Origin of the sequence: Bacillus sp. BHET2 (genome assembly GCF_005938125.1) — a bacterium.
Classification (GTDB): Bacteria; Bacillota; Bacilli; order Bacillales; family Bacillaceae_B; genus Rossellomorea.
Genome location: NZ_VCQN01000005.1, coordinates 291387 through 310039 on the forward strand (window position 1 = coordinate 291387; position 18653 = coordinate 310039).

Sequence of the window (18653 nt, forward strand, 5' to 3'; positions counted from 1 at the left end):
GTCTCCTCACCGTTATCGATGGAGGCACTCGGTCACACCGTGGGTGAAGAGTAGACGCTTTAACCTTAGACGCTTGTCGTCACTGGTGGGATGTGAGGAAGGGTTAGATGCCCACATTTACTATTATAATATACAAGTGTAAAGACATGCAAAATATATTTACTATGTAATGTATTCCTCTAATGTAAGGAAGAGGTTATTTGAAGGGATTTACCTTCATTAATAGAGTAAAAGTGGTCTAAGTAAAAAGAATTTAAGAGAATATAGATCCCTAAGGAAAGAGTATATGATTATATTTTTCCCTTAGGTATTTATTTTGTCGTAAAACAGATAAAAGGAGAGGTTCATTTGAGTTATACGAAACGGGTTTCCATGCTGATGCTTCTGGACTCCATTATTGTGTTAACGGCTATTTATATCGGTTATTATATTCTTCATCCTACATTCAGCTGGTACACTCTTCCAACACTCGTTTTCAGCTCGGCGGCACTACTGGTGACGCATCATCTGTTTGCCTTCATTTATCGTCTTTATCAGAAGGCGTGGGAGTATGCAAGTGTAGGTGAAATGCTTGCGATTATTCGAGCCGTCACCTTTTCCATTGCCACAACCGGTGTCCTTCAGTTTATTGTCAATGGTGATATTTATGTGCGTGTTCTAGGTGTTACCTGGATGATGCATATCATTCTAATCGGAGGATCACGCTTCTCCTGGAGAATGTACAGAGACTACTACATAAAGACGAAACAAGAAAAGAAGCGAGCGCTTATTATCGGTGCAGGGGCAGCGGGATCCATGCTCGTCCGTCAATTCATGAAAAATCATGACGCAGACATCCTTCCGGTAGGATTTGTTGATGATGATCCGAAGAAACAGAAACTACAAATCTATGGTGTGACGGTATACGGGGAAACAAAAGATATTCCGAAACTAGTAGAGAAGTTACATATAGAGAACATTATCATTGCCATTCCATCCATGAGTAAATCAGAGGTTCAAAAAGTGTACCAGGAATGCAGCAAGACAAAGGCCAAGACGCAGATTATGCCGATGTTAGAAGACATTGTGTCAGGTAAGGTGTCTGTGAATCAATTCCGTGATGTACAGGTAGAAGATTTGCTGGGAAGAGATCCTGTAGAGCTGGATACGCAATCGGTTTCAGAGAAATTGACGGGGAAAACGATTCTTGTCACTGGTGCAGGTGGATCGATCGGTTCTGAAATCTGCCGTCAGGTGAGTAAGTTTAAACCGAAGAAGCTTGTATTAGTTGGGCACGGGGAGAATTCCATTTACGGGATCGATATGGAGCTTAGAAATAAATACAAAACAGAATTTGACATCATACCTGTTATTGCAGATATACAAGACCGCTCCAGAATCTTTGAAGTGATGGAGAGTCACGCTCCGGATGTTGTGTATCATGCCGCGGCTCATAAGCATGTACCCTTGATGGAATACAATCCGAAAGAAGCAGTGAAAAACAACGTCATCGGGACGAAGAATGTAGCGGAAGCAGCCGATACATTCGGTGTCAATACGTTTGTACTGGTTTCTTCTGATAAGGCAGTGAACCCAACGAACGTCATGGGATCGACGAAGAGAATTGCGGAGATGGTGATTCAGAATCTGAATAAAGATAGCCAAACCAATTTCGTTGCGGTGCGTTTCGGAAACGTGTTGGGTAGCCGTGGCAGTGTAATTCCTTTATTCAAAAAGCAAATTCAAGCCGGTGGACCGGTCACGGTGACCCATCCTGATATGACGAGATACTTCATGACGATTCCGGAAGCGTCGAGACTTGTGATGCAGGCCGGGGCTTTGGCACGTGGAGGAGAGATCTTTGTCCTTGATATGGGTGAGCCGGTGAAGATTGTGGACTTGGCTAAGAATTTGATTACTCTATCCGGTTATTCAGTAGAAGAGATTGGGATTAAATATGCGGGGATTCGTCCTGGGGAGAAGATGTTTGAGGAATTGTTGGGTGAGAATGAGGTTCATGGAGAGGCTGTGTTTCCGAAGATTTTTGTTGGGAAGACGGTGGAGTTTGAGTATGATCGGGTATCGAACCTGATAGAGAACCATAGTGATTTTAAGGCTCAATACTTAGCTGGTTATGTGTTGGACTTAGCTAACAAAAACGAACAACAATTAGTGAGAAACGTGCAGTAGTAATTTATCAGCAAAAAAGAGAGTTCTAATAAGTATCTTATTAAATAGAGTATTTGATAACCTACCATAGGTATTTAAATAACATTATATACCTATGGTAGTAAATACTAATATTAGTAGTTTATTAGTTAAATGGATAGTACACATCAAATTATCTAAGTAAGTAATAAACAACTAACATACATAGTGGAAGGAAGATTTAGAGTATGGGAAATCGAATTTTTCTTTCATCACCGCATATGAGTGATGAAGGATATGAAATGGAATATGTAAAAGAAGCGTTTGATACCAATTGGATTGCTCCTCTTGGAGAAAACGTGAATGAATTTGAAAAAGAACTGGCTGCTAAAGTTGGCTCTAAAGCTGCGGCAGCTCTATCTTCTGGTACTGGAGCAATCCACTTAGCTTTAAGAGCGGCTAGTGTGGAAGAAGGAGATATCGTCTTCTGTCCGACACTAACATTCTCAGCTACAGCGAATCCCATTATCTATCAAAATGCTATTCCTGTTTTCATTGATAGTGATTATGAGACGTGGAATATGTGTCCTAAAGCGTTAGAAGAAGCTTTTGAAAAGTATCCTGAAGTGAAAGCTGTGATTGTTGTCCACCTTTATGGACTATCTGCTGATATGGATAAAATTGTAAAAATTTGCAAGAAGTATAATGTTGCATTGATAGAAGATGCTGCTGAGAGTTTAGGTACTTATTACAAAGGAAAACATACAGGAACGTTCGGAGATTACGGTATTTTTTCTTTTAATGGAAACAAAATTATCACTACTTCTGGTGGTGGGATGTTGGTTTCAAATAATGAAGAACGTATTGCGAAAACAAGATTTTGGGCTACGCAGAGTAGAGACCAAGCAAGACATTATCAGCATAGCGAATTAGGCTTTAATTATCGAATGAGCAATGTGGTTGCCGGTATTGGTAGAGGGCAGCTTAAGGTGTTAGATCAGAGGGTTGAGAAGAAGAGATATATTTTTGACTTTTATAAAAGAGAGCTTGGTGGACTTGATGGTGTTGAGTTCATGCCTAGTAATGAATGGGATGAGCCGAATTATTGGTTAAGTTCGATGACTTTGAATGGTCATGTAAGACCGATAGATGTGATGGATGCTCTTGAAAAAGAAAATATTGAATCTAGGCCAATTTGGAAGCCGATGCATATGCAGCCTTATTTTGAGAAGTATGACTTTGTTGGGACTGGTGTTTCGGAGAAGTTGTTTGAGAATGGTGTTTGTTTGCCGTCTGATACGAAGATGACGAATGAGGTTTTGGAGAGAGTTGTGGAAATTGTTAAAGGGTTGTGGTTGAACTAATGAGGAATTCGCAAGGTGGTATTTATCGAAGTTTTATTAAAAGGCCGATGGATTTTATCCTTTCTTTAATTACTATTATCATTCTTACTATTATTCCGGTTTTACCAATAGTGGCTATCCTTGTGAGAATTAAGTTGGGTAGTCCGGTTATTTTTAAACAAGAAAGACCAGGACTGGATGAAAAGATTTTTAGGATGTATAAGTTTAGAACCATGACGGATGAAAGAGATCATAGTGGAGAATTACTGCCTGACAGTGTTAGGTTGACGAGGTTTGGAAGGTTCCTTCGTTCAACGTCACTTGATGAACTTCCGGAGCTTTTTAATATCTTAAAAGGAGATATGTCCATAGTAGGACCTAGACCATTATTGGTACAGTATCTGCCTCTTTATAATGAACGTCAAAAACGTCGGCATGCAGTTAGACCAGGGTTATCTGGTTTGGCTCAGGTGAGTGGTAGGAATGCTATTGACTGGGAAGATAAGTTTGATCTTGATGTTAGATATGTTGATAATGTGAGTTTTATTGGTGATTGGAATATTATTTTTTCTACTATTAAGAAGGTTTTTATAAGAGAGGGAATCAATTCCGAGACAGCAGCGACGGTGGAACCCTTCCAAGGGACCGAAGAGGAAAGAATGAAACTATGAAAAATAAACTTCTTATTATAGGTGCAAGTGGCCATGGGAAAGTGGTGGCTGACATAGCCTTAAAAATGAATAGATGGCAGAGTATTGTTTTCTTAGATGATGATGAAAGTATTAAAATATCAATGGGAATTGAAGTAATAGGGAAGGCGAAGGAGTCTTTTAAACTATTAAATGATTACGACATATGTGTTGCTATAGGTAATAATGCTATTAGAGAAAAAATTCAGACTCAACTGGAATCAAAAGGAGCAAATCTTCCTGCTTTGATTCACCCAACTGCAGTTATAGGTGAGCAGGTTAATATCGGATCTGGAACAGTAGTCATGGCTGGTGTAGTTGTTAACTGCTGCACTGGAGTCGGTAAGGGTTGCATTATCAATACAGGTTCTACTATCGACCATGACAATGTTATTGGGAATTTTACACATATTTCACCAGGGGTACATTTAGCGGGGACAGTTAATGTTGGGCAGAGTACATGGATAGGGATAGGTAGCATTGTTAGTAATAATGTGAATATCATTAGTGGCAGTAAATTAGGAGCAGGTGCTGTAGTGGTAAAGGATATAAATGAACCTGGGACTTATGTTGGTGTTCCGGTAAGGAGAATAAATTCTTAATTTACAAAATGTTGTAACTGGGGTGGCAGATATTGAAGAAAAAAATATGGTTGTGGAATCATTACGCAACTGATATGTACAAAAATCGGGGCGGACGGCACTATTGGTTTGCAGAGAACCTAATTAAACAAGGCTACGAACCAACGGTTTTTTGTGCAAATACTTTTCATAATAAATCAGATTTTATCGATACACAAAATAAAAAATATACTACAGATATTCTAGATAATATCCCCTTTGTTTTTGTTAGGACTACTACCGCATTAGGTAACGGCATTGATCGAGTAAAAAATATGGGGTTATTTTATTTGAACTTATTTTCTGTAGTAAAAGAATATGTAAAGCATAACGGTAAGCCAGATGTAATTCTTGCTTCTAGTGTACACCCCTTGACTATGGTTGCAGGAATTAAAATTGCTAATAAGCTTGGAGTTCCTTGTATTTGTGAGATTAGAGACTTATGGCCCGAAGCTATCTTTTCATTTAATAAAGCAAAAGAAACTAGCCTTTTAGGGCGGGTCCTTACGGCTGGTGAGCATTGGATTTATAGAAATGCAGATGCTCTCGTCTTTACTAAAGAGGGAGATACTGACTATATAATTGAAAAGAAATGGGATACCGAACAAGGTGGGAAAATAAATCTTACGAAATGCCATTACATTAATAATGGTGTAGATTTAAATGCATTTGAGGCTTCTTCTTCTAAAAATAAAGTTGATGATGAAGATTTATGTGGAGATAAGTTCAATGTTGTCTATGTAGGAGCAATTAGACCTGTTAATAATGTAGGTAACCTACTAGATGCAGCTGCGCTGCTAAAAGATGAAAACAATATTCAATTTTTAATATATGGTGATGGTAATCAAAGAGAAATGTTAGAAAAGAGAATAGCTGATGAGAATCTAACTAATGTAAAGATGAAAGGCTTTGTAAATAAACGTTCCATACCATATATATTGAGCAAATCATCGGTGAACATCCTTAATTACTCACACACACAATACAACTGGGCAAGAGGTAATAGTTCTAATAAATTATTTGAATATATGGCTTCAGGAAAACCTATTATTTCAACTGTGAAAATGGGTTATTCAATATTAGAAAAGTACAAGTGTGGAATAGAACTAGAAAATAGTACTTCCCAGGAATTAGCAAAGGAAATTTTATATATCAAAGAAATGCCTAAAGAAGAGTATAAAGTTATGGGTGCAAATGCTAAAAAGGGTGCAAATGACTTCGATTTCCAAAAGTTAACTAAAAAATTGATAGATGTTGTTGAAGAAGTAAACTAAAAAGATGAGGTATTGCAATGATCAAATCGCTAATATCTGAATATGGATTGCCGTGGGTTATGAACCGCTCACTATACTCAGCAAAACTGAAGATGATGAGAACAATACCCAGCAGTGAAAAATTGTTTGAAAAAAGTACCGATGTTAAAAGAGTAGATATTTTTAATATAGATGTACAGTTAGTTGAGGACTTTTTAAATGAATTACCTAATGAAAAGAAAAAAGAAATATTATTAACAGCTGATGATGCAATAGAAGGAAAGATAATGGGCTTTTCATCAATTAAACTAGATTATGGGAATCCGGTAAAATGGCATTATAACCCCATCACTAAAGCGGAAACAGATAGCAAAATTAAATGGTATAAAATTTCTGATTTTGATCCTAAACGAGGGGATATTAAGGCTATTTGGGAAGTGTCGAGATTTACACACTTTTTCTACTTTGTAAGAGCTTATATGCTTACTAAGGATAGAAAGTATTATATTGCTTTTTCCAATCAGTTAAATGGTTGGTTACAAGAGAATCAATATCCATATGGTGCTAATTATAAATGCGGACAAGAAGCAACTTTAAGAATGATTAATGCATTGATGGCTTTTTCAGCATTTAACTCATATGGTTTGACAACTTCCCAGGATGAAGAGAACGTTCGAAATTTAATAGACGGTAGCTATAAAAAAGTTTTGTCAAATTTCTTCTATGCTCATAAGTGTATTAAAAATAACCATACCCTTTCCGAGATAACAGGGCTTATTATTGGAGCATGGGCTAGCGGAAATGATAGAAGATTAAGAAAAGCATATAATTTGCTGGATAAAGAAATAGAGAAACAGTTCTTTCCTGATGGTGGATATATCCAATACTCATTTAATTATCAGAGATTTGCACTTCAATTAATGGAATTTGTAATAAAAATAAATGATCGAACAAATATCCAAATATCAGATAAAAGTAAAAAATTAATAAAGAATAGTTCCCAACTAATATATCAAATGCAAGATGAAACGGGAGATGTACCTAATTATGGGTCAAATGATGGTGCATTAATATTTCCTGTTACTTCTTGTGGATATCGTGACTTTAGGCCAGTAGTGAATACGATTTCATACCTTATTGATGGTAAAAGAATTTATGATGAGGGTCATTATGATGAAGAGTTAACTTGGTTTGGCAATAAAAAAGTAAGTAATATACCAATTTCTAAGGTTCAAAAAAGCAATTCTTCATTTAATAGCTCAGGTTACTATTCTTTAAGACATGATTCAGGGTTTATGATGACTGTTTTACAAGACTTTAAAACTCGTCCATTTCAAATGGATCAGCTTCATATCGATCTATGGCATAAAGGTATAAATGTTTTTTGTGATAGTGGTACATACTCCTATGCAGCTGATATCGGTAAAGAGATGGCATTAACTTCAGCTCATAATACCGTAATGGTTGATAAGAATGAGCAAATGAAAAAACGTGAACCATTTCTGGTATATGATTGGACCAGACGTAAAAATGTCAATCTCGCGGATGATAGTTTTACAGGGACAATGCTTTCCAAAAATGGCTATGAACATACAAGAAATATACAAAAAACAGAGCCAGGATATTTAGTCACTGATGATGTTATCGGAGATGGTGAATACTGCGTTTTCTATTTTCATACACCATGTGAAGTAAGAAAAGGTGAGGCTGGCATTACATTATACAATGATGGACAAGTCATTGGCATTGTGAAAACTAAAGGAGAAATAGAAGTTAAAAAGGCTATTAGAAGCTTGTATTACTTAAAAAAAGAGGAAATTAACCTCGTTTGTATTAGGGTTAGAATGCAAGAGAAGAAATGTAATATTAAATTTGATGTTGAACTAATAGGAAGGTAGGATTGCATGATTAATATAGTTGGATTGGGGTATATTGGTTTACCCACTGCTCTCATGTTTGCAAAAAATGGTCTTAAAGTAGTCGGCACAGACTACAATACTGATCTTGTTAACTCTTTAACAGAAGGTAGGCTTACTTTTGAAGAGAAAGGGTTAGAGGAATTATTCCAAGAAGCACTTTCTAATGGTATTGAATTTTCAACAGAATATCAGAAGACACATACTTATATTCTTGCAGTTCCAACTCCTTATATAAAAGAGAGTAAAAAGTTGGATCCAAAGTATGTCATTTCTGCCTTAAATAGCGTGCTCGATGTCTGTGAAAGAGGAGCAGTAATAGTAATTGAATCAACAATCTCACCAGGGACAACTGATAGATATATACGCCCAGAAATCGAAAAAAGAGGGTTTGTCATTGGGGAAGATGTACATTTACTACATGCTCCTGAAAGAATTATTCCTGGAAATATGATATATGAGCTTGAGAATAACTCAAGAACAATTGGTGCAGATGATATAGAAGTTGGAGAGAAAGTAAAAGGATTATATTTGAATTTCTGTAAAGAAGAGATAGTTGTAACTGATATAAGGTCTGCAGAGATGTCAAAGGTTGTTGAAAATACTTATAGAGACATCAATATTGCTTTTGCAAACGAGTTAGCGAAAATTTGTCGTACAGATAATATGGATGTTTATGAGATTATTAGAATTGCAAATAAACATCCGCGAGTAAATATATTACAACCAGGGCCAGGTGTTGGTGGTCATTGTATCTCGGTAGATCCATGGTTCTTGGTTGGTGATTACCCTGATCTAACTAATCTCATTTTAACTGCGAGAAAAATAAATGACTCAATGCCTTCACATGTATTAGGGCGAATTAGAGATATTATGAGAGAGTATAATATTAAGGATATTTCAAAAGTTGGTCTTTATGGACTAGCTTATAAGGAAAATGTTGACGATACAAGAGAGAGTCCGACACTTCAATTATTAGAACGAATGGATGAGCACTTGGCTTTTGGTGTCAAAGTTTTTGATCCTCATGTAAAAAAGAGAATTGTTGATGAACAGTTTATGAATTTTGAAGATTTTTTAAATGAAATAGAGCTCTTGGTGGTTATGGTTGGTCATGATCACTTAAAAAATAACATTGACTTAATTAAAGATAAGTTAATTTTAAATACTAAAAATATTCCTTTATTAAATAGATGTGAAAAATTATAAAAGAATATTTGTTCTAAAAGAAATGAATGAGGTGCAATAATGAATATTTTAGTGCTTGCAACAGATTATCCAAGACCAGATGGGTATGTTTCACAGTATTTTATACACACAAGAAACATTGAATACGTTAAACGTAATATTAATGTTTCAGTAATTTCTTTTACAGCTACCTATGATTATATACTTGACGGAGTAAAAGTATATTCTTATAAGACATATTTAGAAAAACTTTTTAATAGTAGGTTTGATCTATTAATCTCTCATGCTCCTAATCTGAGAAATCATTATAAATTCTTAAGAAAATTCGAATCTAGGTTCAATAAAATTATTTTCTTTTTCCATGGACATGAAGTTCTAAAATCATCTAAAATTTATCCTAAACCTTATTCTTATGTGAAGAAATCTTCTTTTATAAATAAACTTTCTCAAAACGCATATGATAATTTAAAATTAAAAGTTTGGAAATCTTTTTTTGAGAAAAATGCATCAAAGACAGTATTTATATTTGTTAGCCAATGGATGTATAACATGTTTTTAGAGTTTGTGAAAATTGATCCATCGCTAATAAAGGGAAAGACATATATTATAAATAACAGTATTGGAAATAAATTCGAACAAAACGTTTATGATGAAAAGTCCAAAAAAGAATATGATTTTATTACCATTAGAAATCTATTGGATAAGTCTAAATATTGTGTTGACGTAGTCTGTCGGATAGCCGAAACTAATCCAGGTTACAGGTTTTGTATAGTAGGTAAAGGAAACTATTTTAGCCACAGAAAGAAACCGAACAATTTAGTTTTTATTGATTCTCACCTTAAACATGATGAGGTGATTGAGTATTTGAATAAATCTAGATTTGCACTAATGCCAACTCGAGCTGATGCTCAGGGTGTCATGGCATGTGAAATTGCTTCCATTGGTATGCCTTTAATTACATCCAATATTAGTGTGTGTAGAGAAATGTTTGATGATTTTGAGAATGTTATATATATTGAAAACGAAAAGGACATATTCTTAGATTCTCTAAACGTAGAAAATTTGGGAAGCAAAGTTATTAAACCTAACAATAAATTTCATTCTGAAAATACGGTAGGTAAAGAAATTACCCTTTTCAAAAAAATTGTAGGTGAATGAATAAGGTGACCCAGTTATTAGCACTATTACAGTTACTAAGCTTAATATCATTAACTATATACGAATATAAGAAGAAATATTTATCTGTTTTTATGTGGGCGACTTTAATACTCTTATTTGGAATACCACATTTCTTAAGTGCAATTTTGAATATCTCTGATTTTGATAGTGAAGTGATGACTAAAGCGTCGATATTTGTACTTTTATTTAACTGTATTTATTTATTATCCAGAATCTTGTTATCTAAATTATTTAATTCAAAACAAGTAAATAACAAGTTTCTTGAGGGGAAAATAACTTCACCCTCCAAAAAAATCTTTGAGAAACTCCCAAAATATTTATTCATAATTCTCTTTATGAGTGTTTTAATTTTTGTTGTTTTTATGATTAATCAATTAGGAAGTATTCTAAATATATCTTGGGGGAAGATGTATATAATAAATAGAGATTCAGATTTCTTAAATCCACTTAGGATTTCTCAAATCTTATTTTTTGCTTCAGCAGGTGTAATATTAGTATACAAACAAAATAACAATAAGTTTCTTTTTGCTATCTCTTTCACAATAATTCTTTTCTATTCGATTTTAACAGGAAATAGAATAACTATACTTCCATTACTCTTAGTATTTATCATTCCATTAATTTTTGATAGTACACAAAAGATCTCATTCAAAGTTTTTTCATTACTTTCTCTATTAGGAGTCTTTTCCGTTTATTTAGTATATTTTTTAAAACTATTAAGGATTTATGGCGGATTTCATGCTCTTATAACTAGTATAGGGTTATTAGATATGAATAGTATGGTTCTAGATATGATTCTAAATGGGGAAGGAGAATTAAGTTTACGAAATGCTTTTTATCATTTTATTTATTATGAGAACGATTTTCCAGGATTTAATGAAGGACATACCTATTTAAGAATGGTATTTTTATTTATTCCAACATCACTTTCTTTTGGGTTAAAACCTACAGACTTTGCAATAACTATGGGAAGTGCTTGGACTGGTAACTTTTCCAACACTTTTTATTCTATGCACCCGACTCTATATGGAGATGTATTTGCGAATTTTTGGTGGTTTGGGATAATATGGGGTATTTTTTGGGCTGGATTTAACTTAATAATAGATAAATTAGCTAACAGAAAAAATAATACAACCTTAAGAACAGTTCTTTTGGTTATATTTGGGATAATGTATATTGTAGTTGCTAGAGGATCAGTATATAATGCTGTATTTACTGCTATTACTTCTTTTATAATTATTATTAGTTTAAATCTAATATGTAAGATAAGAATTAGATAAGTACTAAAATAAAAATAATACATTTTACAACATAAGGTGGAAGAAATGAGATTTCAAAAAAAAATTCTATATTTAGGTGGTCTTTTCATTGGGAAATTAGAAAAGATCAAATATCAAATGTTATTACAATATAATACTCAGTTAATAAACAAAGAAGGTTCAGAAGCTCGGTGGGTAGGCCCATATACAGTAATTGCTAATCCTGAAAATATTCGTGTGGGTCGTAACACATATATAAATGGTGGATATTTATTAGCCGGAAAGACCTCAAGAATATCGATAGGGGAGTCTTGTTTAATTTCCTATAATGTTCATTTGAGAACAGATATGCATAAATTTCTTGATAAAGAAATAGAAATTATAAATCAAGGAGACTTGGAAAAAAACATAGTAATTGGTAATGATGTTTGGATAGGATTTGGAGTGCAAGTTATGCCCGGGGTAAAAATAGGTAATGGGGCTGTAATCGGTGCCGGTAGTATTGTGACAAAAGATATTCCTGACTACGCTGTTGTCGCTGGTGTTCCAGCGAAAGTAATAAAATATAGAGAAACAAGAGAACATAGCTGATTTTACTTTTATTATCTATTCTTGTTTTAAGGTGCGAGATTATGAAAAAAACTGTTTTGATTTTAATTATTATAACGATTATGTCTAAACTAACTGGGTTAGCAAGAGAAATTACCTTGTCATATTTTTATGGAACATCTAGTGTAAGTGATGCTTATTTTATTTCAATGATAATACCCTTTGTAATTTTTTCATTTATTGGAGTAAGTATATCTTCTGGGTATATCCCATTATTCACCAAATTAGAAAAGGAAAAAGGAAAAGTTTCAAGTGAAAAATTCACAAATAATTTAATTAACACTTTATTGATCTTTTCAACATTTATCGTAATCTTAATACAAATATTCACAAATGAAGTTGTTGGTATATTTGCTACAGGATTTGATGAAAAAACTATGAATTTAGCAGTAACGTTTACTAGAATAACTGTCTTTGGGGTATATTTTAATGTAATTATAGTAATTTATAATAGTTTCCTTCAAATGAAAAATAGCTTTATTATTCCAACACTAATAGGTTTTATTTTTAATGTTTTTATAATAATATCAATAATACTTAGCTTTAAATTAAACATTCTTTATCTAGCAGTAGGGAGTTTAATAGCTCTTCTATTTCAATTAATTATCTTAAAGCTATTCTCTCGGATGAAAAAAGGCCTAAAATATAATTTTATATTAGATGTCAAAAATGAAAATATAGTTAAATTGGGCAAAATGTCCTTACCATTAATTATTGGTCTATCTATTACTCAGATTAATGTTTTGGTTGATAAAACGCTTGCTTCCGGATTGGCAGTTGGAGGGATTTCAGCCTTGAATTATGCTGATAGATTAAACTCATTCATATTAAGTTCAGTAGTTATGTCAATTTCTGTAGTTATCTTTCCAAGAATGTCCTCAACTATTGCTGAAAACAATATTAATGATTTTAGAAGAATCCTTTCTCAAGCAATAACGGTAATAATTATTTTAATTATTCCTTCTACCCTAGGGGCTATGATTTTTGTTAATCCCATTGTTGATTTGTTATTTGCAAGAGGAGCGTTTGATGCTTATGCAACTTCTATGACATCTGCAGCTTTTTTTTACTATTCTATAGGTATGATAGGGGTAGGGTTACGAGAGGTTTTATCAAGAGCTTTTTATTCCTTGCATGATACAAAGACCCCAATGATTAATGCAAGCTTTGGTGTAGTATTAAATATTTTATTAAATGTGATACTTTCTAAATATATGGGTATAGGTGGCCTGGCTTTAGCAACAAGTCTTTCTGCAATTTTAACAACCGGATTGCTTTTTGTGAGTTTGAAAAAGAAAATTGGCAATTTCGGATTAAATAAAATATCAATAATCTTGTTGAAAGTTTCTACAGCTTCTATAGTAATGGGGATTATAGCAATAATTACTGAAAATTTATTAGCTTTATATATGAATAATACTTTATCTCTAGTACTGGCAGTTTTATTAGGCAGCTTAACATACTTAGTTGTAATTTCGTTTTTAAAAATAGAAGAAGCTACTTTTGTTGTGAAGTTTATTAAGAAAAAGATAAAACTAGGTGCCTAATGAAAAAATTGAATTTATAGGTGACTGCCTCTGAAAGTGGGGTCTTGAAGGAAGCGTCGGGCCGGTTCTCCTGCTCCCTTTTACATAAAATGGTATTACAATAGTTAAATGATTCTGTTTGACCTTAAAGTGACACTTCTGAATTGAAAAGTTAAAATAGTGAATGAATAAGTGTTTTAGCGATTCTTATATTCTACTGGTCTAAATAAAGACCATAAAGACAGGTAGGACAGATGAATGGGGTAGGCTTTAAACAAGTGAGGATGTTAGTTCTGGTCACAGTGACGCCCCGAAAAGGATGTGAGGAACCAGTGCATATGTGTGATAATAACTGTGAGAAGAATGAGGCAAGGATACGATTTGGTTCTGATCAAGTGTATGAACATCTACACTTCTGGTCACAGTGACGCCCCGAAAAATCTTGTTTCACAGAGGTGTTTCACGAGGGTGTTTTGGTTGTTTTTGGTGTGTGTTAAGTGTTGGTGTGGGGAATGTTGGATGGTGGTTAGGAAGTTTAGTTTAGGGAGTAGTTACCTGGAAAATAGGATATGTACATCTATTTAGATTAACAGTGACCCCTCTAAAAATCCTGTTTCATGAAAATGTTCCACAAAAGGGTTTATGTATGTAAAGAAGTACAGCAGTTATGTTGTTGAACTTCTTTTTTTATTTTCATTTTGGCAGGAATTTTGATTATTTTGTAGAATATTGGAATTGTAGATTGTTTCTTTCCCTCCGGTAGGTGTTCTTGTTCTAAAAAAATTCTTCTATTCTAAACCTCGATTGTTTTATCTTCCTATTTTACTCTTTCTCGAATTGTTTCTTTCCCTGTTTTTTCTCATTTTTACTACGATAAAAACTAAATAGTTTGGAGGTTTTTAAATGACCGTAAAGGTTTCAAGTATTGGTTTGAAAGGTTTGGAGGGCTACCGTGTGCAGGTAGAGGTGCGGATATCACAGGATACGGAATCGATGGTGATCGTCGGTTTGCCTGATGCTTCTGTTAAGGAGTCAAGGGAGAGGGTGTTGGCTTCGCTTGCTCATTTTGATTTGGATGTGACGGATAAGAAAGTAGTTGTGAATCTATCTCCATCCGATCAAAAGAAAAATGGTTCGCTGTTTGATCTGGCTATAGTGTAGACGTCAAGTTGAATTTTACACTTTTTGCTCGTTTCCTTTTTACACTTCTGCTGAAAAAATGCTCTTTCGATTTTTCATCCGATGACTTTCCTCTTCTTCACCACCATGGATCACTTCCACACGATGAAGCAGGCGATCTAAAATCGCTGTGGTAATGCCTTGATCTCCGATTAAATTGCCCCATTCATCTGGACTCTTATTTGATGTCAGGATAATCGAACTTCGTTCGTATAAATGATTAATTAAATGAAAGAATAGGTTTGCTTCTCTTTGGTCCATGGCCATATACATCAAATCATCAATGATCACTAGGTCGGCATTTCTAATTCTTTTAAGCTGAACTTTAGATTTGTTCAGATATTCTTCTGATTTTAGAGGCTGCACAAGTTCGCCCATTGTAGCGAAATAAACATTGAACCCTCTGTAAACAGCCTCAAGTCCAAGCCCAATTGCGATATACGTCTTTCCAATGCCGGGAGGACCTAAAAGAATCAGATTATACTGTTGCTCCAGCCAGCTTAATTCTCGGAGTTGAGAAAGCTGACGAGCTGTCAGAACGTTTTGTCCTTTCAGCTCAAACTCATCTAAAGACTTCACGAAAGGGAAGCGTGCCCATTTCATTCTTTTCTCCAGGCTTTTCGCTTCACGTTTGGCTAATTCATATCGAGTGATAGACTCTAAGAATTCCAAGTAGGTCCATGATGCTTTTTCAGCTTCGCGAAGAAGCTGTGGCAGCTCCTCCGCAGTCTCTGCTAGGCGTAGCTGCCGAAATTGATCTTGTAGTTCATTTACGGTTTTATTCATCATGCTCTACCTCCCAGAATGCTAGTATAGGCATCTAGAGAACGGGTAGAGGCTTTGATATGAGAATGTTTTGGCGAACTCGTGTAAAAAGATTGTACTTCTTCAACCTCAGCCGGCTCATCTCGTAAAGCATCAAGGTGATGAGCGATATCGCGAAAGTCATTCGCATTGTAGAGCTTTTCTGTCGTGCACTTGGTCAAAACAATATCAATTAAATCTGGATATTGTTGGATGACCTTATAAATAATCGTAAACTGGTCTCTCCGATACCTCGGGTATCTTTGACTAATCTCATCTAAATATGCAGCTGCCTGAACCTGACCTTCAAAGTGGGAGATGAGACGTTGCTTAAGCTCTTCCACACCTTTGGAGCGATCACGCGTATGGTGACGGTTTTGAATCAGTTTTCCTTTTTCAGAGCTAATCATATGCTCGGCAATTACTTCACCATTTGCTTCTTTGCGTATGACCAGGGCGTTGTGATCTTCTTCCCTGATTTCAATCCACACAAGGTTCTCACTCATATTTTGATAAGTCCCGAGTGGGACGGAGTAACGGTTTGACTTGTACCGGATGGTGTTGTCCTTGCTGACACTTCTTGTTATACTTTGGTTATTGGTACTTTCATATGAAAGTAACGAAGAGACTGGCTGTAAGTGTTGCTTTTCGAGGAGAAACACTTCTGCTGGTCTTTTTTTCGTTGTCTGGTGAACCTGATGGTTACCAGTACGCTCGAGCCACTGTCTTGCCCGTTCATTCCAATCTTCTATATCTCTAAACACACGACTGTCAGCGAAGTTGCCTTTTATGTATTTCACTACATTTTCAATCATACCTTTAGATTCTGGGTCCGCCCTTCGACACAGGTGAACTTTGAATTTACGCTCGTTCACATAGCTTTGAAATTCAGCTGTTAAAAGCAGTTGCCCTGCATTTTCACTTACCGATATTAAATGATCCTGATCATAGACAATTTCCTCTGTACGTCCTCCATAGAACTCGAATGCATTTTCGTGACAACGAATCGCATCTCTTGTGGTGAATGGACGTGCTTGCCATTCCATATATTTGTGTCGCGAGTTAGCGAGTACAAAGGCAATAAAGTACAGTTTGATTTCCTTATTGTTCACTGTTTTCTGTTTTGTTTCTCCCCAGTCTACCTGGAGTTGTTTACCCATTGGTTGTTCAGGAACTGCTTCGTATTGACGAACAATCACCTTTTTCTGAATCTGATAGACTTCTCGAATACCCCTCACATATGTTCTTACAGTACTTCCGCCGACCACTAGGTCGGGGTATCTCTCTAGAAGCCAATCATGGATTTGAGCACTGCTTAGGTGAGGGTACTCTTCTAGCCAGGCAAGTATCCAGTCCTTATAGTGATCTAGTTTTTTCTTCTTTCCCAAGGGCTGTTCAGTATAGGCCTTTGCTTCATCGAATGTCATTTCTAAATACTTATAGACAGTCGGTCTCGAGATCTTAAGCTCCTTAGCGATTTGGGCTACTTTAAACTTTCTCTTATGTAATTCCTGAATCTTAATATATAACACTAACTTCTCCTCCAAAACCCTAACCTCCAGTAAAATAACGTCACGATCTATTTTACTAAAGTTGTAGGTTGATTGAGCAAAAGTGTAAAATCCTATCGAGCAAAAAGTGTCAACTTTATTCTAGCGTTTACATATAGCCATTGCTGCTTTGAAGGAACTGGGAGAGGTGAAGCGTGAGATTCCCATAGATACGGCGTTCATTGGGGCGTTATCCCTTGATGGGTCGGTTATGAGTGGAGAAGGAATCTTACCTGCTGTTATTGCTGCCAAAGGGATCGGGATCAAACGAGTGTATCTACCTTATGATCCGGTGCTACCACTCCATATGCTACAGGATATAGAATGTATGGTTGTGAATCATATTGAGGAAGTGGTTCAACATTTGGAAGGTCAAGAATGCATGAATCTCAACCTCAATTTTTCTTCAGAGAATCATCTAACTCAAGCTTCTAACAGTCATCAAAAGGATTTTGGTCATGTGATTGGCCACGAGAAGGCGAAACGAGTTCTAGAAATAGCTGCAGCTGGTGAGCATAACCTCCTGATGAGTGGTCCTCCTGGTTGTGGGAAAAGCTTGTTAGCTGAAACCTTCCCCTCCATCTTCCCTTCTTTAACGAATCGAGCACAGCTCGAAGTGATGAGTTTGTATCAGCTTGCCCGTGAAAAAAGGATCCATGATCAATCTGTTCCTTTCAGGCATCCCCATCATTCTGCTTCAGCTGTCGCCATTATTGGAGGCGGGTCGAACCCGCGACCTGGTGAAATTTCGATGGCACATCGCGGCATACTTTTTCTCGATGAGATTGCAGAATTCTCCAAAAAGACACTTGATATGCTCCGTCAACCACTCGAAATGGGTCAAGTGACCATTAGCCGAGCGCATTCTACGGTGACGTATCCAGCTTCCTTTATCTTAGTAGGTGCTATGAATCCTTGTCCATGTGGATACCTCGGTTCTCTTCATCATTATTGCACCTGTGCCCAAAAGCAAATTCTAATACTAGGGTCAGACCCCCACCCAACTAAAGTGCACAGCGTTAATGTGTTAAAGTGTGTTTGTTAGTAGAAGAAGCCTTTTCTGCTTTTGGGAGAGAAGGCTTTAAGATTGTGGTCTGACCCCCACTCAGCTAAAGCGTCCCGCGTTAGTGTGGTAAAGTTTTTCTTTGTGGTGAATGCGTTTATGAGACTTTAAGAATCCATACATCTATTTTCATTTTGATTTTTAAGTGAAACGAACAAAGAGTATGGAAATAGCATTGTGAAATAATAAAAAACCACTTCATAGCAAGTTGGCCTACTATATGTAACCGTCAAGTACAAATGAACAGTTTTTGCTAAATAATTATGAACACTTTTTGCTTGTTTATGATACATCTGCCTACCATATTGGCAGGCAGTACTGTGTTAAAAAGGCAAAGCCTCTGAAGCA

At 35.5% G+C, this 18653-nt stretch carries 14 protein-coding genes and 1 pseudogene; 13 read left to right on the forward strand and 2 right to left on the reverse strand.

Annotated elements, in window-relative coordinates; translation table 11 throughout:
* Positions 1-348 precede the first annotated feature (348 nt).
* From FGG79_RS18465 to FGG79_RS18520, 12 genes are all read left to right on the forward strand, one after another.
* Positions 349-2169 (forward strand): polysaccharide biosynthesis protein, encoded by a 1821-nt coding sequence (locus FGG79_RS18465; protein WP_138781047.1) that lies wholly within the window; start codon positions 349-351, stop codon positions 2167-2169.
* Between the two features lie 206 nt (positions 2170-2375).
* Positions 2376-3491: a DegT/DnrJ/EryC1/StrS family aminotransferase gene (locus tag FGG79_RS18470; RefSeq protein WP_138781049.1), complete on the forward strand. Its 1116-nt coding sequence runs from the start codon at positions 2376-2378 to the stop codon at positions 3489-3491.
* Positions 3491-4141, forward strand: coding sequence for a sugar transferase (locus FGG79_RS18475; RefSeq protein ID WP_276607981.1), 651 nt, complete (start codon positions 3491-3493; stop codon positions 4139-4141). Before FGG79_RS18470 ends, FGG79_RS18475 begins: the two co-directional genes overlap by 1 nt.
* On the forward strand, positions 4138-4761 hold the full coding sequence (locus tag FGG79_RS18480) for an acetyltransferase (protein ID WP_138781051.1): 624 nt from the start codon (positions 4138-4140) through the stop codon (positions 4759-4761). The genes FGG79_RS18475 and FGG79_RS18480 overlap by 4 nt, the downstream gene beginning before the upstream one ends.
* A 32-nt stretch (positions 4762-4793) precedes the next feature.
* Positions 4794-6053 carry a glycosyltransferase family 4 protein gene (locus FGG79_RS18485; protein WP_138781053.1) on the forward strand — a complete coding sequence of 420 codons (1260 nt, stop codon included), beginning with the start codon at positions 4794-4796 and terminating at the stop codon, positions 6051-6053.
* 17 nt (positions 6054-6070) lie between these two features.
* Positions 6071-7930 (forward strand): heparinase II/III domain-containing protein, encoded by a 1860-nt coding sequence (locus tag FGG79_RS18490; protein WP_138781055.1) that lies wholly within the window; start codon positions 6071-6073, stop codon positions 7928-7930.
* A gap of 6 nt (positions 7931-7936) precedes the next feature.
* The gene (locus FGG79_RS18495) at positions 7937-9157 is read left to right on the forward strand and encodes a nucleotide sugar dehydrogenase (RefSeq protein WP_138781057.1); all 1221 of its coding nucleotides are present in this window, start codon (positions 7937-7939) and stop codon (positions 9155-9157) included.
* Between the two features lie 39 nt (positions 9158-9196).
* Positions 9197-10294 carry a glycosyltransferase gene (locus FGG79_RS18500; RefSeq protein ID WP_138781059.1) on the forward strand — a complete coding sequence of 366 codons (1098 nt, stop codon included), beginning with the start codon at positions 9197-9199 and terminating at the stop codon, positions 10292-10294.
* A gap of 5 nt (positions 10295-10299) precedes the next feature.
* Positions 10300-11595 carry an O-antigen polymerase gene (locus tag FGG79_RS18505; protein ID WP_138781060.1) on the forward strand — a complete coding sequence of 432 codons (1296 nt, stop codon included), beginning with the start codon at positions 10300-10302 and terminating at the stop codon, positions 11593-11595.
* Positions 11596-11640: 45 nt separating this feature from the next.
* Complete coding sequence (locus FGG79_RS18510; protein WP_205688842.1) at positions 11641-12165, forward strand: acyltransferase; 525 nt, start codon at positions 11641-11643, stop codon at positions 12163-12165.
* Positions 12166-12206: 41 nt separating this feature from the next.
* Complete coding sequence (murJ, locus tag FGG79_RS18515) at positions 12207-13730, forward strand: murein biosynthesis integral membrane protein MurJ (RefSeq protein ID WP_138781062.1); 1524 nt, start codon at positions 12207-12209, stop codon at positions 13728-13730.
* Positions 13731-14612: 882 nt separating this feature from the next.
* Positions 14613-14870, forward strand: coding sequence for a magnesium chelatase domain-containing protein (locus FGG79_RS18520; RefSeq protein WP_240794329.1), 258 nt, complete (start codon positions 14613-14615; stop codon positions 14868-14870).
* Positions 14871-14909: 39 nt separating this feature from the next.
* Here the strand turns inward: FGG79_RS18520 and istB are convergent, their stop codons facing one another.
* Positions 14910-15674, reverse strand: coding sequence for an IS21-like element IS643 family helper ATPase IstB (gene istB / locus FGG79_RS18525; protein ID WP_138781064.1), 765 nt, complete (start codon positions 15672-15674; stop codon positions 14910-14912).
* Complete coding sequence (istA, locus tag FGG79_RS18530) at positions 15674-17224, reverse strand: IS21 family transposase (protein ID WP_138781113.1); 1551 nt, start codon at positions 17222-17224, stop codon at positions 15674-15676. The genes istB and istA overlap by 1 nt, the downstream gene beginning before the upstream one ends.
* 127 nt (positions 17225-17351) lie before the next feature.
* Between istA and FGG79_RS18535 the strand changes: the two are divergent.
* A pseudogene (locus FGG79_RS18535) lies at positions 17352-18218 on the forward strand (ATP-binding protein); the annotation flags it as partial.
* Between the last annotated feature and the right edge of the window lie 435 nt (positions 18219-18653).